Below are 20,199 nucleotides of genomic sequence, written 5' to 3'. Positions count from 1 at the left end.
GAATGATGCGATCCTGTCCAGTCATGGTGTGAATGTGGGTGGGGTGACATCGGTCCTGCCGGCAATGATGCGCCCCATGTTGAGAAGCGCAGGATTGCTGGGAGACCAATAGCTGCTGTGGGCGTCGATCGTGGGTGTGCCAAAAGGCCCTGCCGCCCCAGGTGCCGCCTCGAACGGAATCGCGCCGAAGCCCGCTCCCATAGGGTCTGGCCCGAGGGTCGCGTACGTGGCAACGCCGATGAGGTCATTCTCGGCCCGCGACGCGAACACGTTTGCACCAGGGGCGAGACTGAGGTCGGTCGCGTGGTCGGCAAGAATGCCGGGACTCCCCACGGCCACAACGTTATTGGCGTCGAGATGACCGTCCAGTCCAGCGGCACCCACCAGCGTCGAGCCGTAACTGTGACCGATCACTGTGTTGACGGACGGGCCGGCGGCCAGGTCATGTGAGGCGCGCATCCCGGCTTGGAAGTCGTCCAGCGCCGCGGCGCCATCATGCGCGAAGCTGGGCGACGGAGCATCGGTCAGGATACTCATCGGACGGTCGTAGCCCATCCAGGTCGTCATCGAAACATCCTCAACCTTGAGGTTGCGGTCGGCTTCGAGCGTTGCCTGCAGCATTGCTTCCGATTTCGACGTGCTGAATTCCAGTCGGCTCAGGTCTTGCCCGGTACCAGGAACGAACGTGCCGTTCCTGGTGGCTGTGTCAGGATTGTTTATCGACACCGCCGCGTGGCCTTGGTCATCAATGACGCCGAGGTAGCGCTGCAAACCGTCAGGTGATTCCAGAGCCCGCTGTACCTGCTCGTATCCCTGTCGCGTCTTGTTTGCATTGTCCCACTGTGTTTTCCACTCGTGGAAGCCGGGCGAGCTGGGGTTTGGCGTATCAGGCTGGCCGTCGGTCCAGCCGGGATGTTCTTTGGCCAGGCGATCGAGCTCGGCTTGATTGGCGGACTGAAGTTCGCCGAGGTGCATCCGGTTGTAATGGTCTTTGTCTTCGAAGGGCATGCCCGGGTGTTGCCGATGGCGTGGTCCTGCTCATACAGCCAGTCCTTCTGCTCCTGGCTCAACTTCTCCCATCCGTTATGAAATCGCTGCGGATCCTCGGGCGGATTATTCAGCATGTCCTGTACTGCAGGATCGTTCGAGTGCGGCCCCTCTGGAATTGGCTCGGCACCGGTGGCCATGGCAATTGCGCTGGCGAGTTCCTGGTCGGCTCGGGCAGCCTCGGCCAGAATCGCGGTCAGGCGCGCTTGTCTGCTAGCGCCGCCGCCACGCGGCGTTTTAAGCGCCGGGATCGTTAACGTTGTTGGCAGCGTCGGCGGAACCGCGCAGATCATCGACCGTCATGATGCGGCGGGTCGGCTGGTCCGACTGCTCCACGCATCTGTCAGGGCTTTGCGCGCGACGACCGCTCGCGGGATCACTTATCGGCCGTCTGACGGCCGTTGTCATCGTCGTCGAGACCTGGCGAATCGGGGTTGGGCTGATCCATCTGCCCGCGGATGGCGGCTACGCGAGCTGCGCGTTGCGGGTCAGCCAGCAATTTGGCCAGGCGTGCGCTGCCACGATCCCGGGCGGTCATGGTTGTTCTCCTCAGGCCCGACGGGCCCATGCACGGGAACGAGCGTTGCATCGGCGGTTCATCGAACGAATGCTGATCTGATTGTTCATGCTTAACGCTAAATGGGTGAACCGTCTCTCAACCAACACCGGGCCAGCCGCATGAAGACTTTTCGGCGACTCATAGATTCGATGGTCAGTGATGCCGGCGGCCGCCAGGCCGGTCACTTGCGCATCAAGGTCGTGGCCAATAGTGCTGACGCGGGCATGACCCAAGATTGTCGCCACTCCGACGACGGCTGTCACATCCTGCGCCGAAAGTGAAAATTCGAGGCACGCGGTGGGAGACAAGAAATGAGACCCCTCGACCTGGGGTAACGCAGCGGGGGGGCTGGGCGCTGTCTTGCTTTTCTAGAAATGAGACAGTCATAGGCGCCTTCAGCCGCGACGACTCGAACGCGCTAAGTCAGGGAAGGTGAGTACGACGTCGTCGTCCGCAGACGAATAACCTGCGCTTGCTAGTTGCAGCAACTCACACCAACTCCCTTGATGACTTCCTGAGCGGTGCCTGTCAGCGCGTCAACAGCTGGCACACTTTCGGCGAGTCTCGCAAGTGCGTCTTTGAGAATCTTTTCAAGTTCGGGCCCGACCGCGTCATCGTCGGGGTTGAGCCCTGCATCGATGACCCACTGCCGAGGATTGGCGATAAACTCCACCAAAACAGGAAGTTCTGTCAATTTTCTCTTCGCCTCGTCTAACTGCATGATGCCTCCTTATTTATACTTACTGACGTTGGTTTAGGCGCTAATGGTGAAGAAAGATTGGCTGACGAGAAAATCCGACATGTCTCTGTCGTCCCGTCTTCGGCGCCACGCATCAAGTCGGCAACGCATGGGAAGCATTCCCGGTTGAACTCGCAGCTCCGGCACGGCTCCATGCGCTGTAATAGGTTATGTGTTGACCGCTGTTGATCGAATGCGCTTAGCAGTAAGTTTTCGCGAATGCTGTAATTCTCGGTGGTAATATCGGCCGAAGGGGCGCGGTGCTCGAACAGCGATTTCGGCCCGTTTTCGTATGCCATGGCTGGGCATGGCAAATGATTGCCTTTGAGGTCGACGTAAGAGTAAACGCCTGTGCCAGGGCATGCCGGTTTTGAACGTTCGATCGTCAAGCCGTACCGTTCTTTCATGTATCGAACGACACGAGGCGGGGTGTCGATACGAATGCGCATCCTCCTGGAGAAATATTTGTAAAGAATCACCTGTTCAATGGCAAGGCGACGCCCAAACAGGTCGGCGTCCAAGTCTTCACGATTATCAGATGCGAAACCCGTAAAGTGCACGGGGGTCACGCCGAGAACGTCAACCAGATTGTCTTCGCAGAGGCGGAATAGATCGCCGATCGAACATGCATTCACTCCAGAGAGTACGAAGTTGACCTCCAATTCGGGGCGCGTTGTTGATTGAGCTCGGGCCTGATTGTAGAGGGAAATGTTATTCAGCGTTCTACTGAACGCACCGACTCGGCCCCTTACCTTGTCGTGAATATCCGCTCGACCACCATCGATACTTACGATGAATCCAGAGAATGCGGAGTAGGAAGCTAGCTTCGCAAAGTCAATCGTTTTCAGGGTCAAGTTAGTGTTGTAAGTGACCGCGATTCCAACTGCGCCGGCGTGCTCCAAAATTGGATACAGCAGAGGGTCTGAAAGAGGCTCTCCGCCCAGTATGGTCACCCGGGTGGTGCCATTTCTTGCTAGGTTGTCTAGGCTGGTCTTAAATTGGCTTAGCGAAAGTCCTGCTCTTCTGCTTGAGAGATCTGGACCGACGGAACAATGAATACACCGTAGATTGCAGGAGTTCGTTCTGTAAATTACGGCACTGCTCATTGTTACTTGTCCCAGCCCCCTACGGAAGTAGCGTGCGAGCAGACCGCCGAGAGGGCGAAGCTCTGCACCGCAGCCTCCTTCTGCGAATGATGAGCTAATGTACACGCGCACTGTGCTGACAGAACAAACAATTCGAAAAGTCGGCTCCCATCCCAGCCGTGCCGACGCGAGGAAAGCACGCGGCGGTGTTTTGGATCGGCGCGGCCTCGATAAGCTGGCGTGGTCCGTCGCTGCCTGCCCACGCCCACGCGATCAATACCGTGTTTGACCTTCCTTGTCGAACTGGTCGCCCACGGCACCAGTTAAGTTCCGCGCCACCGACCCCACACCACCGCGCGGCGCCTGCTCACGGCCATTGACGGGATCGGCGTCCAAACTGGCACGGCCACAATCACTTCCGAGGATGCCGCCATGGCACACACCCGGGCGAGCGATCCTCGCATCACATGCACGCCCACCACGCCCGGCTATCTCGGCGTCGACGAACTTAAAGCCATCGCCTGCGATTTCGCCCGCTATAAAGTCGGCCTCACCGCCTAAATCGGGGCGTGCGGACACCCAAATCCATCGAGACTCTCAACGACGATGTCAAGCGTTGACACCATCATTGGCGTGAACCCTGGGGTGGTGACTTCAACGGGGACAACAAGGCCATCAAACTTGGTTGCTGGCATTGAAGGCGGGGGCATACGGTCGCTTTATGCCTGCGGATGCGCCGACCATTCTGGCGACCAGCGGCGGTATCGCCTCGGGTCGCCGGACCCGATTCGCCTTCACCGCGCTGACAGATTTCGCAGTAGATCGATCGGGGGTGACGGGCCGATCGCCACGAATCTGCCTGTTGGCCAACGCGATGGGCGATGACAAGGCGGTACTGCACTACCTCACCGAGGCCACGCAAGCCAGCGGCTTTACGCCATCGCACCTGGCCTTGTTCCCAATGCCGACATAGGAGGACATCACCTCCCATCTGCGGGCGCCAACGTCAAGGCGGTGCAGACGATGTTGGGGCACGCTTCGGCGGTGCACACGTATGCCGACCTATTCCCCGATGATCTAGAGCTGGTTTCAGCGGCTCTGGACGATGCTCGAACCAAGTCTCTGGAACCCGCTGCGGACCAACTGCGGACTGGAACGAGAGAAGGCCCCGCACTGGCTAACCAGTCAGGGCCCCCTACCTGCACCAACACGAGTCGGGGTGGCGGGATTCGAACCCACGACCTCTTCGTCCCGAACGAAGCACGCTACCAAGCTGCGCCACACCCCGAGTGAAGCCACGACAGCGTATCGCACCGCACACCGTCGAAGCCAAACGGCCGTCGGGTTTACGACACGCCGTGGGAAGGAACAGAGGTGTCGGTGGCGTTATGCACACTGAGAAACAACATCGACCGGAACGGGGCGTGACATGACTGGGTTGGGCGCATCGATCTACCTGGGCTTCTTCGCGCTGGCAGCACTGTGGCTGTTCCTCACGTCCGATGTACCGCTGACGCGGCGCCCCAAGGATCAGGGCCAGCGGCCGGAGCGCTCGAACTCGGCCAGCGATCCGGCTGACTCCGACGGTTCGATGCCGTGGCTGCTCAGCCATTCCTCGCAGAAGTAGGTGTCTGCGTAGCGGTCGCCACTGTCGGCGAGCAGCGTCACCACTGACCCGCTGCACCTCTGTTCGACCATCTCCGCCAACACACTGAACGCGCCACAGATGTTGGTTCCCGTCGACGGGCCCACGCGCCGACCCAGCACCCGGCTGACGTGGTGGGCAGCGGCGACAGATGCGTTGTCGGGAACCGACACCATCCGATCCACCACACCCGGCAGGAACGACGGCTCGACACGGGGACGGCCGATTCCCTCGATCCGCGACGACTTTCCCGTCACATAGGCGGGATCGTCGCGCTCGTAGGACGGGAAGAACGCGGAGTTCTCGGGATCCACCACGCACAGGCGCGTCGGGTAGCGCCGATAGCGGATGTAGCGGCCGATTGTCGCGCTCGTCCCGCCCGTGCCCGCCCCCACCACGATCCATTCCGGCACCGGGTGGGTCTCTTCGCCGAGCTGCTCGAAGATCGACTCCGCGATGTTGTTGTTGCCGCGCCAGTCCGTGGCCCGCTCGGCGTTGGTGAACTGATCGAGGTAATGTCCGCCGGTCTCGTCTGCCAGTCGCTGCGCCTCGGCATAGACCTGAGCTGACTCTGAGACGAAATGGCAACGGCCGCCCTGTGATTCGATCAGTGCGATCTTCGACGCGCTCGTCGAGGCCGGCATCACCGCGATGAACGGCAACCCGAGCATCGCCGCGAAGTACGCCTCCGACACGGCCGTCGAACCCGACGACGCCTCGATGACAGTGGTGTCCTCACCGATCCATCCGTTGCACAGCGCATAGAGGAACAGCGAGCGCGCCAGCCGGTGCTTCAGACTGCCGGTGATGTGGGTCGTCTCGTCCTTGAGGTAGAGCGCGACATCGACATCACCCGACCAGCTCGACGGCAGCGGATAGCGGAGCAGGTGGGTATCGGCGCTGCGGCGCGCGTCGGCCTCGATCAGCCGGACCGCATTGTCCACCCACGCCCGCGACTGGCGGCGACAAAGGACAGGCGGGCTCACCGCGCCGATACGGTCGGGTGCTGCTGGCCGGCTCGTGAGCCGGTGTCGGAACCGCCGGTCGGCGCGGCGACCAATGTCAGCAACGTCGCCTCGGGACGGCAGCAGAAGCGCAGCGGTGCGTACGGCGACGTGCCGATACCCGCGGACACATGTAGCTGGGTGCGGGCACCCCACCGCGACGGACCCTTGACGCGGGACCGGTCGAGTTCGCAGTTGGTGACGATCGCGCCGTAGAACGGCAGGCACAGCTGGCCGCCGTGGGTGTGGCCGGCCATCACCAGCTGGTAGCCGTCGGCGGCGAAGCGATCGAGAACCCGAGGTTCGGGGGAGTGCGTCAACCCGAGCGTCAGGTTCGCAGCCGGGCTCGCCGGGCCGGCGATGGTGTCGTAACGGTCGCGGGTCAGGTGCGGATCGTCGACGCCGGCGGCAGCGATGTGCAGGCCGGCCACCTCGAATTCGCGACGCGTATGAGTCATGTCCAGCCAGCCCCGCTCGGTGAACGCCGCCCGCAGGTCCTGCCAGGGCAGCGGCTCGCCGTGGATCCGGCGGGTCGGCTTCGTCAGATAGTTCGCGGGGTTCTTCAGCTTCGGCGCGAAGTAGTCGTTGCTGCCGAAGACGAAGACGCCGGGGACCGCCAACAGGTCACCGAGCGCCTGCACCACCGAAGGAACGGCCTTGGGGTGGGACAGGTTGTCGCCGGTGTTCACGACGAGATCGGGCTCCCAGCGGGCCAGGTCGCGCAGCCATGCCTGCTTGCGACGCTGCCCGGGCCGCATGTGGATGTCGCTGATGTGCAGCACCTTCAGCGGCGAGGAGCCCGGCGAGAGCACCGGCATCGTCGCCTCCCGCATGACGAAGGCATTGCGTTCGATCAGCGATCCATATGCGATGCCCGCGACCAGGGTGCCGATGGAGGCGACGGCCGTGGTCTTCAGAATGTCACCGGCTGAAGCAGACATGAACGCCAGACTACTGCCAGAGCCTGTGAGGGACAGTCTGTCGGGGTCAGCCCGGCGGCGGTGGCGGCGGCGCGGGTGGCGGCGGCGGTCCCAGCACGGGCACCGTGATCGGTGGCAGGCCAGGGATCTGAATGACCGTCTGCCCCACCGGCGGCGGAGGGCCTCCCGGCGGAGCCCCAGGCGGCGGCGGAGGAGGTGCCGGCGCGATGCCGTTTGAGATCTGGATCGTGACAATCGAGCCGGGCACCGTCTGGCCACTCGGCGACGTACCGACCACCGTGCCGTAGGACGACGCGCTGTTGACCGGCGTCGCCTGGTCGGCGACCTGGAAACCTGCCTCACGTAGCCGCTGCCGGGCGGTGTCCTGGCTCAAGCCTGCGACACTCGGCACCCGCGAGCCCGGTGCTCCCTCCACGTACCGAGGATCGGTCGGAGGCAGTGCCACATCACCGAACGCCGTTGCGATCGGCTGCATCGCGGTGAACCACGTCCTGGCCGGCTCGTTGCCGCCGAACAGGTTTCCCGAACCGCACTGTCGCAGAGGGAACGAGCACAGCTCCGTCGGCGCGGGCGAGTCGTCGTAGATGTAGCTCGCGGCCGCGTACTGGTTGGTGAAACCCAGGAAGGCCGACGAGCGGTTGGCCTCGGTGGTGCCCGTCTTGCCCGACATCGGCAGGCTCCAGCCGACCGACCCGGCAGCGCCTGCCGCGGTACCCGCTCCCGTGTCGTCCTTGCTCATCGCGTTGGCCAGGGTGTTGGCGAGGCCCTCGGGAACCACCTGCTCGCACGTCTCGGTCGTCACCGACACCGGCTCGCCGTATCGGTCATAGAGCTCGGCGATCGGATTCGGCGGGCACCACGTGCCGCCCGAGGCAAGCGTCGCCGCCACGTTCGACAGTTCCAGGGCATTCACCTCGATCGGGCCCAGGGTGAACGAGCCGATGTTCTGACGCTTCACGAAATCGGCCAGGCTCTCGTTGCTCTCGGGGTCGTAGTCACGGGCCGTACCGGGCAACGCGTAGGACCGCAGGCCCAGGCGCACCGCCATGTCGACGGTCCGCTGCACACCTACCTGAGCGATCAGCTTCGCGAACGCCGTGTTCGGTGAGGTCGCCAACGCGTCGGTGACGCTCATCGTGCCCCGGTAGTTGCCGGCGTTCTGCACACACCAGGTGGCCGGCGGGCAGCCCCGCGCACCGCCGCTTCCCAAGCCTTTCGCTTCGAAACGCGACGGGGAGTCCAGCTGGGCGTTGATGCCCATCCCCATCTCCATGGCTGCGGCGGTGGTGAAGATCTTGAACACCGACCCCGCACCGTTGCCCACCAGGGAGAACGGCTGCGGCTGCATCGTCTCGCCGGCATCGAGATTGAGGCCGTAGGTGCGGTTGCTCGCCATCGCGAGAACCGGATGCGATTCCTTGCCGGGTTTGATCACGCTCATCACGCTCGCGACACCGGGCAAATCGGGGCTGGCGAACTGGGTGATCGCGTTCTTGACCGACGCCTGGACGTCGGGCTCCAACGTCGTCTTGATCAGGTAGCCGCCCTTGGCCACCTGGTCCTTGCTGATGCCCGCCCTGGCGAGGTAGTCCAGCACGTAGTCGCAGAAGAACGCACGGTCACCCGCGGCGATGCAGCCCCTGGGTAGCTCCTTGGGCTGCGGCAGGATGCCGAGCGGCTGCTGACGAGCCGCGCGCAGCTCCTCGGCGTACTCGGGCAGGTTCTCGATCATGGTGTCGAGCACGACGTTGCGACGGGCCAGCGCGCCATCAGGATTGGTATAGGGGTTCAGCGTGCTCGTCGACTGCACCATGCCGGCCAGCAGTGCCGCCTGCTGCCAGTTCAGCTCCGAGGCGTTGATCCCGAAGTATGTCTGGGCGGCGTCCTGTACGCCGAACGCGTTGTTACCGAAGGACACCAGATTGAGGTAGCGCGTCAGGATCTCGGGCTTGGTGAACGTCTTGTCCAGCGTCAACGCCATGCGGATCTCGCGCAGCTTGCGCGCGGGCGTGGTCTCGATCGCGGCGCGCTTCTCGGCGTCGGTCTGGGCGATCACCAGCAGCTGATAGTTCTTCACGTACTGCTGCTCGATGGTCGAGCCGCCGCGGGTGTCGAGGTTGCCCGACAGATACCCGGACAGGCCCGTCAGAGTGCCCTGCCAGTCGACGCCGTTGTGGTCGGCAAACCTTTTGTCCTCGATGGAGACGATCGCCAGCTTCATCGTGTTGGCGATTTGATCGCTGGGAACTTCGAAGCGTCGCTGGGTGTAGAGCCAGGCGATGATGTTGCCCTTGGCGTCGGTCATCGTGGAGACCTGAGGCACCTCGCCCTCCACCAACTGCGCGGAACCGTTGGCAACGACATCGGAGGCGCGGTTGGACACCAGGCCGAACCCACCGACGACGGGAAACATCAGGCCGGCGACGACGACGCTGGCGAGCAGGACGCACCAGGCGAGCTTGATGACCGTCACCGCGCGCGGCGGGCGTGTCGGGGGGTGCTCCGGCATGCGTACAGACTAGCGACGAGTATCGGCAGAGCCTCTATCGAGCAGCTCGGATCTCTCATGTCAGGGCATGTCAAACGCCGAAGTTCGGCACTGTACACATTTGACGGCACGGTCGTCCCAAAAAAGTGGTCACGAATGTATTGCGCAGAACGCCCGTGACCACCTAAATTGAGCGCACAGTGCGATGCAGGTCACACCCAGTACTCGCAATGTGGCGTAGATCGCACTAGCGATCGACGCGAGGGTAAACAGTCGTCTGCGTTGTCGGGGCGCGGCCAGAACGATAAGGGGATCGCTGGTGTCAACTATCAAGCCCGCGGCTCGTAACACCACCTTGAATCCATCTGCCCAGCTTATTGTGCAGGGTAAAGAGGCAGAAGCCCGTATTGCTTGGGTTTCGCAGGCTCGGTGTCGCCAGACCGATCCGGACGAGCTGTTCGTCCGAGGGGCCGCGCAGCGCAAAGCCGCGGTGATCTGCCGGCACTGCCCGGTGATCGCGGAATGCGGTGCCGACGCCCTGGACAATCGCGTGGAGTTCGGTGTGTGGGGAGGCATGACCGAGCGTCAACGTCGCGCACTCCTCAAGCAGCACCCCGAGGTTGTTTCCTGGGCTGACTTTTTTGCCGCTCAGCGCAAACACCGCACTGCTGGCTAATTAGTCCGGCGGGGTTTGGCAGCAATTAAGCCGCGATTGCCTGATTCGCGGGTTGGCTCATCTGTCAGACACCACAAACCTGGATCGACGGACGCCGCGCTTGCCTGGGCGCGGCGTCCGGCGCTTCCTAGGCCGACTTTTGGACGCAGATCTGATCCGCGATAGCCCGCAGCGCTTCGAGGTCGGACACGTCGAACGGCAATGATGGGACGCCGACGATGGCGACCGCCGGATTTGCGCCGGTGAACCGGGACAGCAGACGGACTTCCCGTTTGGCCGTCGAGGCGCGCGCCGCGTGGATGCGCAATGCGGCGGCTGCCACCGAGTCCGGCTGAGACTTCTCCAGCTCCTCGGCCGCCTCCTCTGCCTTGTCGGCATGAAGCTCACACAACGTCGGATGCGTGCGGTTGAGGATCAACCCTGCCAGCGGCATGTGCTCGCCTGCGAGACGGTCGACGAAGAACGACGCCTCGCGCAGCGCGTCGGGCTCGGGTGCCGACACCACGACGAACTGGGTGCCGCGCCGCTTGAGAAGCTCATAGGTGCGGTCGGCCTTCTCGCGGAAGCCGCCGAATGTCGCGTCCAGGGATTGCACGAAAGCTGCTGCGTCCGAAAGCATTTGCGAGCCGAGGATGGTCGACATCCCCTTCATCGCCAAGCCCATCGCACCCGTCACCAATCGGCCGATTCCTCGTCCCGGCGCCAACAGGATCCGCCACAGCCGGCTGTCCATGAAGCTGCCCAACCGCTTCGGCGCATCCAGGAAGTCCAGCGCGTTGCGCGACGGCGGGGTGTCGACGACCACCAAGTCCCATTTGTCTTCTGCCAGAAGCTGTCCCAGCTTCTCCATGGCCATGTACTCCTGCGTGCCGGCAAGAGAGGTGGCGACCGTTTGGTAGAACTGGTTGTCCAGAATGGCGTCGGCGGTACCCGGCCCGGAGTACTGCACCACCATCTCGTCGAACGTGCGGCGCATGTCGAGCATCATCGCGTGCAGCTCACCGGTGACCTCGGGTGCCAGCGGCACCCGCTGAGGCGTGTTCCCGAGACTGCGGATGCCCAACGCCTGCGCGAGCCGTTTGGCCGGATCGATGGTCAGCACGACGACGGTGCGCCCATATTCGGCCGCCCGCAACGCCATTGCGGCAGCGGTCGTCGTCTTGCCCACACCGCCCGCGCCGCAGCACACCACGACGCGGTTGGAGGTGTCGCGCAGGATCGAAGCCATGTCGAGGGCTGCCGGGGTCGTGCTCATCGTTTCTCTCCAGTCACCGCACGCCCTGATGGGCGAGCTCTTCGGCTAGTTCGTACAGGCTTCCGAGGTCCACACCGTCGGCGATCGCGGGCAGATCGAGCCGCGCCACGTCGAGATCGGCCAGCTGCTGCGCGCTTTCGGCGCGCGCTGCGATCCGAGTCGCGTGCTGAATCGTCTCGGTGAGCAGACCTGCGAAGTCGGCCTCCGACAACGTGATTCCCGCGGCTTGCAGGCCGGCTTGCACCGCGTCCGCGTCGACGACTCCCTCGGCAGCTTTGGCCAGATCGTCCGGCGCCAGATAGGTCGGGATGTTGCGGTTGACGATGACGCTGCCGATCGGCAGGCCCATTTCCCGCAGTTCAGTGATCGCCTCCAGCGTCTCCTGGACCGGCAGTGCCTCCAGCAGCGTCACCAGGTGAATGGCCGTCAGGTCGGAGTGCAGCAGTTTGACAACGCCCTCGGCCTGAGAGTGCACCGGACCGCCCTTGGCGAGATCGGACACCGCCTTCGTCACGTCGAGGAAGCGTGCGATGCGGCCGGTCGGCGGCGAATCGACGACCACCGCGTCGTACTTCGACCCCTTACCCCGTGGCTGCTCCTTGTCGGTGCGGGTGACGATCTCTTTGATCTTGCCGGTCAGCAGCACGTCCCGAAGGCCGGGCGCGATCGTCGTCGCGAACTCGACCGCGCCGATACGGCGCATCGCGCGGCCGGCCAGATCCAGGTTGTAGAACATGTCGAGGTACTCGAGGAACGCGGCTTCGGTGTCGATCGCCAGCGCGTTGACCTGGCCGCCGCGTTCGGCGGTCGCGATCTTGACCTCTTCGTAGGGCAGCGGCGGAACATCGAAGAGTTGCGCAATACCTTGGCGCCCTTCAACTTCCACCAACAGGACGCGGCGGCCGCCCGCGGCCAGCGCGAGCGCGAGCGCCGCGGCGATGGTCGATTTGCCGGTGCCGCCCTTGCCGCTGACGAAATGCAGGCGCGCTTTGGTCAGGCGCGACGGCCAGCCGACCGGTTTGGGACCGTCCGTTGTCCCAGGAGAAGTGGTAGCCACCCCAGCATGCTAGCCATAGCGGCTCGGCGGCCGGATAAGCTCAGCCGCATGAGCGAACAGACGAGGTGGGCAGCGTGAGCGAAGCGACCAAATGGGAATACGCCACCGTTCCGCTGCTGACCCACGCGACCAAGCAGATCCTCGACCAGTGGGGCGAGGACGGCTGGGAACTCGTCTCGGTCCTGCCTGGCCCGACCGGCGAGCAGCACGTCGCATATTTGAAGCGAGCCAAATGAGTCACTGGTCGGCCCGACTGACCGAACTGGGCATCGAACTGCCGCAGGTGGTGGCGCCGCTGGCGGCCTACGTGCCCGCAGTGCGCACCGGGAACCTCGTCTACACCGCCGGCCAGCTGCCGATCCACAACGGCAACCTGCTCGCGACCGGCAAGGTCGGCGCCGACGTGCCGCAAGAAGATGCCAAGGCGCTGGCGCGCCAGTGTGCACTCAACGCGTTGGCGGCGATCGACGCGCTCGTCGGCATCGACGCGGTGGTCAAGGTGGTCAAGGTCGTGGGCTTCGTGGCCTCCGCCCCCGGCTTCGACGGGCAGCCCGGCGTCATCAACGGTGCGTCGGAGCTGTTCGGAGAAATCTTCGGGGACGCGGGCGCGCATGCTCGCTCGGCGGTCGGGGTCTCGGAGTTACCGCGCAATGCGCCGGTGGAGGTCGAAGTCATCGCGGAGATCGGCTAGGACGACCCAGTGGAGCACCCCGCGTACGGACTGCTGCGGCCGGTGACCGACACCGCGTCGGTGCTGCTGTGCGAGAACCCGGGGCTGCTCACGTTGGAAGGCACGAACACCTGGGTGCTGCGCGGTCCGGGTACCGACGAAATGATCGTCATCGACCCCGGACCCGACGACAAGGACGAACACATCGAGCGTCTCGCCGCGCTCGGCCCGATCCCACTTGTTTTGATCAGTCACCGGCACGCGGACCATACGGGCGGAATCGACCGGATCGTCGACCTGACCGGGGCGGTCGTCCGCTCGGTGGGCAGCGGGTTCCAGCGAGGACTCGGCGGACCGCTGACCGACGGGGAAGTGATCGACGCGGTGGGCCTGACCATCACCGTGATGGCCACCCCCGGGCACACCGCAGACTCGGTCTCCTTCCTGGTCGACGATGTTCGGGGCGACGGGAATGGTGCCGTGTTGACCGCCGACACCATCCTCGGTCGCGGTACGACCGTCATCGACAGAGAAGACGGCGACCTCGGCGACTATCTCGAATCGTTGGTCCGGCTACGCGGGCTCGGCCACCGCACGGTGCTGCCGGGCCACGGCCCCGAACTCGACGACATGGTGGCCGTCGCCGACAGCTATCTCGCCCATCGCGAGGAACGCCTCGAGCAGGTGCGGCGAGCCCTGCGGCACCTCGGCGAGGACGCGAGCGCGCGACAGGTTGTCGAGCACGTCTACACCGATGTCGACGAAAAGCTTTGGGACGCAGCCGAATGGTCGGTGCAGGCCCAACTCGACTATCTGCGGCGCTGACCCCCCGCCGGAATTGCTAGCGTGCGCGGCGCGCCAGGCGTTCGGAGTCGGAGATCAGGACGCTCTTGCCCTCCAGGCGGATCCAGCCGCGGTGGGCGAAATCGGCGAGCGCCTTGTTGACGGTCTCTCGCGACGCTCCGACGAGCTGAGCGATCTCCTCCTGCGTCAGGTCGTGCGTCACGCGCAGCGCACCGCCCTCCTGAGTGCCGAAGCGCTGCGCGAGTTGCAGCAGCTGCTTGGCGACGCGGCCGGGCACGTCGGTGAAGATCAGGTCCGCGAGGTTGTTGTTGGTGCGGCGAAGGCGACGGGCCAGCACGCGCAGCAACTGCTCAGCGATCTCGGGGCGGTCGGCGATCCACGCCCGCAGCGCCTCACGGTCCATGGATACGGCGCGCACCTCGGTGATGGTGGTGGCGCTCGACGTCCGCGGGCCGGGGTCGAAGATCGACAGCTCGCCGAACATGTCGGACGGACCCATGATCGTCAGAAGGTTTTCCCGACCGTCCGGCGAACGCCGGCCGATCTTCACCTTGCCCGAGATGATGATGTACAGGCGGTCGCCGGGCTCGCCCTCGGCGAACACGGTGTGTCCACGGGGAAAGTCGACGGGTTGCAGCTGCTTCGTCAGCGCGGATACGGCGCTGGGTTCCACACCCTGGAAGATTCCGGCCCTTGCCAGGATCTCGTCCACGTTGCCCCTCTTAAAAGCGTTCGGTTGTCAGACAAATGACGACCTCGAAAGATCGCCAAGTCAGTTTAGAGGTACGCCGTCGCAGACGTTGCCGACGATGACACCCCTAGCGTGACCAGCCCACGCTACACACGATTGGCATGCCGGGTCTGCCGAAACTCCGTATTGGCGAGGTGCTGGAGATAGTCGTGTGTCGGCAAACCCGGTGCCGAGATCGGCTGGATGAAGTCCCGCGCCGGTGTCTGGCGTACATCGACACGTCGGTGAGTGCTGAGCTGCGCGTGATCGATCCCGGTGCGAGCGAGTATGTCGACGTCGGCCGGGGTGATCGTGTCGCGGCGCAGGCCCGACTCGACGCGCTCGAGCCCGAGGGTCGCCAACATCAACAGACCCGGGATGAGCGCGACGAGCAACCACGACACAAGGACGAAGTAAACACGGCCAAGATCTCGTTGGGATCACGAAAAGTCCACGTTAAGGACCGATCCACGGCCGGGAGTGTCGGAACTCCTCAGTAGGCTGGCGAGGTGACCGTGAGTGAGTCGTCGGCCGGGGGCCGGGCAGTGGCCAAAGCACCACGCCGGGCGTCTGCTGCCAAGTGGGACAAAGAGACCCCCCTGGGCCTCGTCCGTCGCGCCCGCCGAATGAACCGGACTCTGGCACAAGCGTTTCCGCATGTGTACTGCGAGCTGGACTTCACCACCCCGCTCGAGCTGGCGGTGGCGACCATCCTGTCGGCCCAATGCACGGACGTGCGGGTGAACATGACGACACCGGCGTTGTTCGCCAAATACCGCACCGCACAGGACTACGCCACCGCCGACCGCACCGAACTCGAGGAGCTGATCCGCCCCACCGGGTTCTACCGCAACAAGGCGAATTCGCTCATCGGGCTGGGGCAGGCGCTCGAAGAACGATTCGACGGAGAGGTGCCCCGCACGCTCGACGAGCTCGTCACGCTTCCCGGCATCGGCCGCAAGACCGCCAACGTCATCCTCGGTAATGCCTTCGACATCCCCGGCATCACCGTCGACACCCACTTCGGCAGGCTCGTCCGGCGCTGGCGGTGGACGTCCGAAGAGGATCCGGTCAAGGTCGAACACATCGTCGGCGACCTCATCGAGCGCAGCGAGTGGACGCTACTGAGTCATCGGGTCATCTTTCATGGGCGGCGCGTGTGCCACGCACGCAAACCCGCCTGCGGCGTCTGTGTGCTCGCCAAGGACTGCCCGTCCTACGGCGCAGGGCCCACCGACCCGCTGATCGCGGCACCGCTGGTCAAAGGACCCGAGACCGAGCATCTGCTGGCGCTGGCCGGGCTCTAGAGCCCGTGAGAGCGTCGGCCCGCTGGAGCATCGTGGCGTTGGTGATTCTCATCGCGCTCGGTGTCGCGCTGTATTCGGAACTCGGGGACCAGACGGCCGCGCCATCGAAGCGCCAGGATTCCATTTCCGCGCGTGACCGCCGCGATGCCGACACCGCAGAGGCTCTCGCGGGCCCGCGGGCCGAGGCGCGACTGCAACCATGCCCGGCGCCCGGCGGCGGGCCGGGTCCGGAGGCGTTGCGCGGCATCGAGCTCGAATGCGTTGGCGACGGGTCGCGGTTCGACGTCGCCGGAGCCCTCGCCGGCCGCCCCGTGGTGCTGAACCTCTGGGCCTACTGGTGCGGACCGTGCGCCGACGAACTCCCGGCGATGGCCGAGTATCAGCGACGGGTCGGGCCCGAGGTGCTCGTGCTGACGGTGCATCAGGACGAGAACGAGACGGCTGCTTTGCTCAGGATGGCCGAGCTGGGCGTGCACCTGCCGACGGTGCAGGACGGACGCCGCGCCATCGCCGCTGCGCTGAAGGTGCCCAACGTGATGCCTGCGACGGTGGTGCTGCGCGCCGACGGTAGCGTTGCTGAGATCCTGCCCCGGTCGTTCGCGACTGCCGACGAGATCGCCGCGGCGGTCGACGGGAAGATTGGAGTGGCGTGAGCTGGGATTGCCGCGAGGGTGAGCTGACCGCGTCCGCAGCGCCGCCCTGGCTCGCACCGCTGGTCGACCGGCCCGGAGCCGTCAAGGCCGCCTACCGTCGCCGCGTCCCCGCCGAGGTGCTCGCCGCGTTGACCGCGGCCAACACCACCGCCGCGGTGACCGGCGCCCGACGTGATGCCGCTGTGCTCGTACTGTTCTCCGGGCCGGATCACGGCGAGCGCGGGACCCTGCCCGACGATGCGGACCTGCTGGTCACCGTCCGGGCGTCGACGCTGCGGCATCACGCCGGGCAGGCCGCCTTTCCCGGAGGCGCGGCGGACCCCGAGGATGAGAGCCCCGTGCACACCGCGCTGCGGGAGGCCACGGAGGAGACCGGCATCGAGGCGAGCCGGCTGCGGCCGCTCGCGACCCTGGAGAAGATGTTCATCCCGCCGTCGGGATTCCACGTGGTGCCTGTGCTCGCGTACTCGCCCGATCCCGGCCCGGTGGCCGTGGTCGACGAGCACGAGACGGCGCACGTCGCCCGGGTCCCGGTGCGCGCGTTCGTCAACCCGGAAAACCGGATCATGGTGTACCGCAGCGAGAACACCCGGCGCTCGGCCGGGCCGGCGTTCCTGCTCAACGAGATGCTGGTGTGGGGTTTCACCGGCCAGGTGATCGCGGCGATGCTCGACGTCGCGGGCTGGGCGGTGCCGTGGGAAAACGACAAACTGTACGAACTGAGCGATGCAATGGCGTTACTCGACGCCGAGGGCAGCTACGGTGATGCGCAACGATGAACTCGTCACAGTGGCTCGACATAGCCATCCTCGCCATCGCGCTCCTCGCCGCCATCTCGGGTTGGCGGTCCGGGGCGCCCGGGTCGCTGCTCGCCCTCGTCGGGGTGGTGCTCGGCGCCGCTGCCGGAATCCTTCTCGCCCCGCATGTGGTCAGCCACCTCAACGGGCCGCGCACGAAACTCTTCGTGACGCTTTTCCTGATCCTGGTGCTCGTCGTGATCGGCGAAATCGCGGGCGTGGTCCTCGGCAGGGCGGTGCGCGGAGCGATCCGCAACCCTGGTCTGCGTATCGCCGACTCGGTCGTCGGGGTGGCCTTGCAATTGGTCCTCGTGCTGACCGCGGCCTGGCTGCTGGGCACAGCGCTGGTGTCCTCGCCCCAGCCCAATCTGGCTGCCGCCGTCCAAGGTTCCCGAGTGATCGCCGAAGTCGACTCGGTGGCACCCAGCTGGCTGCGGTCGGTGCCCAATCGGCTGTCGTCGCTGTGGGAGACCGCGGGGCTGCACGACGTTCTCAAACCGTTCGGCCCGACGCCCGTCGCCGCGGTCGACGCGCCCGACCCGACGCTGGCGGCGTCGGCTGTCGTGGGCACCACCCAGCCGAGCGTGGTCAAGGTGCGCGGCGTGGCGCAGAGCTGCCAGAAGGTGCTGGAAGGCACCGGGTTCGTCGTCGCGCCCAATCGGGTCATGTCGAATGCGCACGTGGTCGCCGGATCCGACAGTGTGACCGTCGAGGTCGACGGTCAGACCTACGACGCGGGCGTCGTGTCGTATGACCCCGACGCCGACATCTCGATCCTCGATGTTCCCAACCTACCGTCCGCCCCGCTGCAGTTCGTCGACGAGCTCGCGCCAAGCGGCACCGACGGCATCGTCATGGGCTACCCCGGTGGCGGCGACTTCACCGCGACGCCGGCGCGGGTCCGTGAGGTCATCGAGCTCAACGGTCCCGACATCTACCGCAGCACGACCGTCACCCGCGAGGTGTACACGATCAGAGGCACTGTGCGTCAAGGTAATTCGGGCGGTCCGATGATCAACCGGCAGGGCAAGGTGCTCGGCGTGGTCTTCGGGGCGGCAGTCGACGACGTGGACACCGGGTTCGTGCTCACCTCCCAGGAGGTGGCCGCGCAGATGGCCAAGGTCGGCAACGTCGCGCGGGTGGCCACCGGTACATGCATCAGCGCCAGCTGATCAGCCGTACACCTGGGCGAGGAATCGAGACAGCTGTTCGTTGACCTCCGCGGGCGCCTCTTCGTGGCCGAAATGTCCGGCGCCGTCGATCGAGACGTAGCGCCCGTGCGGCGCGAAGCGTTGGGTCCGATACACCGGGTCGGCAAGCACGTAGGGGTCGGCGTCGCCGCGCAGATGGAGGATCGGCACCGCCAGCGGCCCCCTCATCGACCGCATGAACCGTCTACCCTCACTGCGTACCTGACTGCGTACCGCCCAGCGCTGATATTCCAGCGCACAGTGCGCCGCCGACGGAATCTGAATGGCCCGGCGCAGATGAGCGATGGTCTCCGCGAAATCCTCACCGGCCTGCCACCTGGCGCTCGCGCGGCTCCGCACCAGACGTTCCAATTCGGCGCCGTCGTTGCGGGTCAGCGCGTGTTCGGGCCACATCGGCATCTGGTAGCGCAGCATCCACGGCAGCAGGGCCCTGCCCTGATCACGCCGGCGCAGCGTCGACGTCCGCAACGCGCTCGGATGGGGCGAACTCACGACGGCGATCGCGCGCACGACTCGGGGATGCAGCACCGAGGTGGCCCAGCAGACCAAACCTCCGTCGGCGTGGCCGACGAGCGTGGCGGAGCTGTGGCCGAGCGCCCGCACCAAGCCTGCGGTGTCACCGGCCAGCGTCCATCCGTCGTAGCCGCGGGGCGGCTTGTCGCTGCCGCCGTAGCCGCGCAGGTCGACGGCGACCACACGGGCGCCGGACAGAGCTCGCAGTTGATGCCGCCAAGACCACCAGAACGACCCGAAGCCGTGTAACAGGATGACCAGCGGGCGATCGGTCAGTGGCCTCGACGGGTCGACTGTGTCGTCAACGCCGTCGGCGCGTTCGGCTTCGACGACGTGGAACCGAATCCCGTTGGCGTGTACATCCAGATGTCGCCACGGTCCGCCGATGCGCACAACCGACGGATCGGGTCGGCCCATTACCAGCCTGACGGGTCTTTTTGCGGTGCAGGCTGACCGTCCGTCGCGGTCACGGCTTTCTTGTCAGGGCCCGGCGTCAACGCCTCGGGCAGTTCCCTGACCGACTCGATCGTCTTCTGCGGACCGCGGATGCGGCGCACCTTCAGGTACCCGAACAGCGCGAGCACGCCGGTGAGGACCACCATGATGCCGAACACGATCAGATACGCGGCCCATTTCCACAGCCAGTTGTCGAGCAGCTCGGCGAGAAAGAAAAAGAAGAAGAACGTCGAGTAGAAAAGCACCACCAGCGCCGCGATGAAGAAGACGCTGCCGGTGAGGCCTTTCTTCACATCCCGGGTGATCTCCGCCTTGGCCAGTTCCACCTCGGCGCGCACCAGCGTCGACACCTGCGCTGTCGCATCCTTGACCAAATCGCCGATCGACGGATCGGGCTTCGGTGCGTGGGGATCCACCAGCGGTATCGACGTCACGGTGTTGGGCACGCCGTTCCTGCGGTCGCTCACGACAAGCTTCCTTCCCGCCTGTGGTTCCTCGGTCGCGTTCATGTTGCCATGTGGCGTCGCCCTAAACGATTCCGGCCGACGATAGACTGCCTAGG

23 protein-coding genes, 1 tRNA gene and 1 pseudogene are annotated in these 20,199 nt (G+C 65.1%); 11 read left to right on the top strand and 14 right to left on the bottom strand.

The window, feature by feature from the left end; translation table 11 throughout:
• Positions 1–21: 21 nt before the first annotated feature.
• The 4 genes from AWC12_RS15455 to AWC12_RS15435 form a co-directional block, all read right to left on the bottom strand.
• The gene (locus tag AWC12_RS15455; RefSeq protein WP_234814021.1) at positions 22–1,008 is read right to left on the bottom strand and encodes an alpha/beta hydrolase; all 987 of its coding nucleotides are present in this window, start codon (positions 1,006–1,008) and stop codon (positions 22–24) included.
• Between the two features lie 415 nt (positions 1,009–1,423).
• Positions 1,424–1,585, bottom strand: coding sequence for a hypothetical protein (locus AWC12_RS15450; protein WP_234814020.1), 162 nt, complete (start codon positions 1,583–1,585; stop codon positions 1,424–1,426).
• Positions 1,586–2,081: 496 nt separating this feature from the next.
• Entirely contained in the window at positions 2,082–2,327 is a 246-nt protein-coding gene (locus AWC12_RS15440) for a hypothetical protein (protein WP_133057339.1), read from the bottom strand.
• Entirely contained in the window at positions 2,318–3,451 is a 1,134-nt protein-coding gene (locus tag AWC12_RS15435) for a radical SAM protein (protein WP_085175309.1), read from the bottom strand. Before AWC12_RS15435 ends, AWC12_RS15440 begins: the two co-directional genes overlap by 10 nt.
• Before the next feature lie 411 nt (positions 3,452–3,862).
• On the opposite strand from AWC12_RS15435, the gene AWC12_RS31905 reads away from it, so the two are divergent.
• From AWC12_RS31905 to AWC12_RS32080, 3 genes and pseudogenes are all read left to right on the top strand, one after another.
• Entirely contained in the window at positions 3,863–3,991 is a 129-nt protein-coding gene (locus tag AWC12_RS31905) for a hypothetical protein (protein ID WP_272937886.1), read from the top strand.
• Positions 3,992–4,151: 160 nt separating this feature from the next.
• Positions 4,152–4,403 (top strand): type 1 glutamine amidotransferase family protein, encoded by a 252-nt coding sequence (locus AWC12_RS15430; RefSeq protein WP_234814018.1) that lies wholly within the window; start codon positions 4,152–4,154, stop codon positions 4,401–4,403.
• 17 nt (positions 4,404–4,420) lie between these two features.
• Positions 4,421–4,549, top strand: a pseudogene (locus AWC12_RS32080) (site-specific integrase); the annotation flags it as partial.
• Between the two features lie 95 nt (positions 4,550–4,644).
• On the opposite strand, the gene AWC12_RS15420 reads toward AWC12_RS32080, so the two are convergent.
• The 4 genes from AWC12_RS15420 to ponA2 all read right to left on the bottom strand — a co-directional run bounded on the left by AWC12_RS15420 (position 4,645) and on the right by ponA2 (position 9,529).
• Positions 4,645–4,718 (bottom strand) — tRNA-Pro (locus tag AWC12_RS15420).
• A gap of 242 nt (positions 4,719–4,960) precedes the next feature.
• Positions 4,961–6,061 (bottom strand): L-cysteine desulfhydrase Cds1, encoded by a 1,101-nt coding sequence (gene cds1 / locus AWC12_RS15410; protein WP_085175305.1) that lies wholly within the window; start codon positions 6,059–6,061, stop codon positions 4,961–4,963.
• Positions 6,058–7,020 (bottom strand): metallophosphoesterase, encoded by a 963-nt coding sequence (locus tag AWC12_RS15405; protein ID WP_024446957.1) that lies wholly within the window; start codon positions 7,018–7,020, stop codon positions 6,058–6,060. The genes cds1 and AWC12_RS15405 overlap by 4 nt, the downstream gene beginning before the upstream one ends.
• 46 nt (positions 7,021–7,066) lie before the next feature.
• Positions 7,067–9,529: a transglycosylase/D,D-transpeptidase PonA2 gene (gene ponA2 / locus AWC12_RS15400; RefSeq protein WP_024446956.1), complete on the bottom strand. Its 2,463-nt coding sequence runs from the start codon at positions 9,527–9,529 to the stop codon at positions 7,067–7,069.
• A 298-nt stretch (positions 9,530–9,827) separates the two neighbouring features.
• Here ponA2 and AWC12_RS15395 point away from each other — a divergent pair, with 298 nt between their 5' ends.
• Positions 9,828–10,184 (top strand): WhiB family transcriptional regulator, encoded by a 357-nt coding sequence (locus AWC12_RS15395; protein ID WP_085175303.1) that lies wholly within the window; start codon positions 9,828–9,830, stop codon positions 10,182–10,184.
• 127 nt (positions 10,185–10,311) lie between these two features.
• Here AWC12_RS15395 and bagB read toward each other — a convergent pair whose 3' ends face one another.
• Together bagB and bagA are read right to left on the bottom strand one after the other, a co-directional pair.
• The gene (bagB, locus tag AWC12_RS15390) at positions 10,312–11,439 is read right to left on the bottom strand and encodes an ATPase BagB (protein ID WP_085175301.1); all 1,128 of its coding nucleotides are present in this window, start codon (positions 11,437–11,439) and stop codon (positions 10,312–10,314) included.
• A gap of 13 nt (positions 11,440–11,452) precedes the next feature.
• Positions 11,453–12,496 (bottom strand): ATPase BagA, encoded by a 1,044-nt coding sequence (bagA, locus tag AWC12_RS15385; RefSeq protein ID WP_085175299.1) that lies wholly within the window; start codon positions 12,494–12,496, stop codon positions 11,453–11,455.
• A 74-nt stretch (positions 12,497–12,570) separates the two neighbouring features.
• Between bagA and AWC12_RS30600 the strand changes: the two genes are divergently transcribed.
• From AWC12_RS30600 to AWC12_RS15375, 3 genes are read left to right on the top strand one after another with little or no spacing between them, the layout of a single operon-like run.
• Positions 12,571–12,732, top strand: a complete 162-nt coding sequence (locus AWC12_RS30600) for a Sp36 family protein (protein WP_110808660.1) — start codon at positions 12,571–12,573, stop codon at positions 12,730–12,732.
• Positions 12,729–13,187: a RidA family protein gene (locus AWC12_RS15380; protein ID WP_085175297.1), complete on the top strand. Its 459-nt coding sequence runs from the start codon at positions 12,729–12,731 to the stop codon at positions 13,185–13,187. Before AWC12_RS30600 ends, AWC12_RS15380 begins: the two co-directional genes overlap by 4 nt.
• A gap of 9 nt (positions 13,188–13,196) precedes the next feature.
• Positions 13,197–13,991 (top strand): MBL fold metallo-hydrolase, encoded by a 795-nt coding sequence (locus AWC12_RS15375; RefSeq protein WP_085175295.1) that lies wholly within the window; start codon positions 13,197–13,199, stop codon positions 13,989–13,991.
• Between the two features lie 16 nt (positions 13,992–14,007).
• On the opposite strand, the gene crp is transcribed toward AWC12_RS15375, so the two are convergent.
• Positions 14,008–14,682, bottom strand: coding sequence for a cAMP-activated global transcriptional regulator CRP (crp, locus tag AWC12_RS15370; RefSeq protein ID WP_003931718.1), 675 nt, complete (start codon positions 14,680–14,682; stop codon positions 14,008–14,010).
• 125 nt (positions 14,683–14,807) lie between these two features.
• Positions 14,808–15,104 carry a hypothetical protein gene (locus AWC12_RS15365; protein ID WP_024446950.1) on the bottom strand — a complete coding sequence of 99 codons (297 nt, stop codon included), beginning with the start codon at positions 15,102–15,104 and terminating at the stop codon, positions 14,808–14,810.
• Between the two features lie 105 nt (positions 15,105–15,209).
• On the opposite strand from AWC12_RS15365, the gene nth reads away from it, so the two are divergent.
• The 4 genes from nth to marP are packed head-to-tail and all read left to right on the top strand — an operon-like array spanning position 15,210 to position 18,629.
• A complete protein-coding gene (nth, locus tag AWC12_RS15360; RefSeq protein WP_036465083.1) occupies positions 15,210–16,007 on the top strand; it encodes an endonuclease III in 798 nt (265 codons plus the stop codon).
• Between the two features lie 5 nt (positions 16,008–16,012).
• Positions 16,013–16,660: a TlpA disulfide reductase family protein gene (locus AWC12_RS15355; RefSeq protein ID WP_085175293.1), complete on the top strand. Its 648-nt coding sequence runs from the start codon at positions 16,013–16,015 to the stop codon at positions 16,658–16,660.
• Positions 16,657–17,439 (top strand): NUDIX hydrolase, encoded by a 783-nt coding sequence (locus AWC12_RS15350; protein ID WP_024446947.1) that lies wholly within the window; start codon positions 16,657–16,659, stop codon positions 17,437–17,439. Before AWC12_RS15355 ends, AWC12_RS15350 begins: the two co-directional genes overlap by 4 nt.
• Positions 17,436–18,629: an acid resistance serine protease MarP gene (marP, locus tag AWC12_RS15345; protein ID WP_024446946.1), complete on the top strand. Its 1,194-nt coding sequence runs from the start codon at positions 17,436–17,438 to the stop codon at positions 18,627–18,629. The genes AWC12_RS15350 and marP overlap by 4 nt, the downstream gene beginning before the upstream one ends.
• Here the strand turns inward: marP and AWC12_RS15340 are convergent, their stop codons facing one another.
• Positions 18,630–19,598: an alpha/beta fold hydrolase gene (locus AWC12_RS15340; RefSeq protein WP_085175291.1), complete on the bottom strand. Its 969-nt coding sequence runs from the start codon at positions 19,596–19,598 to the stop codon at positions 18,630–18,632.
• The gene (locus AWC12_RS15335) at positions 19,598–20,146 is read right to left on the bottom strand and encodes a phage holin family protein (RefSeq protein WP_110808643.1); all 549 of its coding nucleotides are present in this window, start codon (positions 20,144–20,146) and stop codon (positions 19,598–19,600) included. Before AWC12_RS15335 ends, AWC12_RS15340 begins: the two co-directional genes overlap by 1 nt.
• Positions 20,147–20,199: the final 53 nt, after the last annotated feature.

Source organism: Mycolicibacterium iranicum (genome assembly GCF_002101705.1).
GTDB lineage: Bacteria > Actinomycetota > Actinomycetes > Mycobacteriales > Mycobacteriaceae > Mycobacterium > Mycobacterium iranicum.
The sequence above is the reverse complement of the archived record's forward strand: the minus strand, read 5'-3'. Positions and strand labels throughout refer to the sequence as shown.

What these genes read in the sequence shown, in the direction of transcription:
- AWC12_RS15455 (WP_234814021.1), bottom strand. Translation starts at nt 1,008, where the DNA reads ATGCCCTTCGAAGACAAAGACCATTACAACCGGATGCACCTCGGCGAA.
- AWC12_RS15450 (WP_234814020.1), bottom strand. Translation starts at nt 1,585, where the DNA reads ATGACCGCCCGGGATCGTGGCAGCGCACGCCTGGCCAAATTGCTGGCT.
- AWC12_RS15440 (WP_133057339.1), bottom strand. Translation starts at nt 2,327, where the DNA reads ATGCAGTTAGACGAGGCGAAGAGAAAATTGACAGAACTTCCTGTTTTG.
- AWC12_RS15435 (WP_085175309.1), bottom strand. Translation starts at nt 3,451, where the DNA reads ATGAGCAGTGCCGTAATTTACAGAACGAACTCCTGCAATCTACGGTGT.
- AWC12_RS31905 (WP_272937886.1), top strand. Translation starts at nt 3,863, where the DNA reads ATGGCACACACCCGGGCGAGCGATCCTCGCATCACATGCACGCCCACC.
- AWC12_RS15430 (WP_234814018.1), top strand. Translation starts at nt 4,152, where the DNA reads ATGCCTGCGGATGCGCCGACCATTCTGGCGACCAGCGGCGGTATCGCC.
- AWC12_RS15405 (WP_024446957.1), bottom strand. Translation starts at nt 7,020, where the DNA reads ATGTCTGCTTCAGCCGGTGACATTCTGAAGACCACGGCCGTCGCCTCC.
- ponA2 (WP_024446956.1), bottom strand. Translation starts at nt 9,529, where the DNA reads ATGCCGGAGCACCCCCCGACACGCCCGCCGCGCGCGGTGACGGTCATC.
- bagB (WP_085175301.1), bottom strand. Translation starts at nt 11,439, where the DNA reads ATGAGCACGACCCCGGCAGCCCTCGACATGGCTTCGATCCTGCGCGAC.
- AWC12_RS15380 (WP_085175297.1), top strand. Translation starts at nt 12,729, where the DNA reads ATGAGTCACTGGTCGGCCCGACTGACCGAACTGGGCATCGAACTGCCG.
- marP (WP_024446946.1), top strand. Translation starts at nt 17,436, where the DNA reads ATGAACTCGTCACAGTGGCTCGACATAGCCATCCTCGCCATCGCGCTC.
- AWC12_RS15340 (WP_085175291.1), bottom strand. Translation starts at nt 19,598, where the DNA reads ATGGGCCGACCCGATCCGTCGGTTGTGCGCATCGGCGGACCGTGGCGA.
- AWC12_RS15335 (WP_110808643.1), bottom strand. Translation starts at nt 20,146, where the DNA reads ATGAACGCGACCGAGGAACCACAGGCGGGAAGGAAGCTTGTCGTGAGC.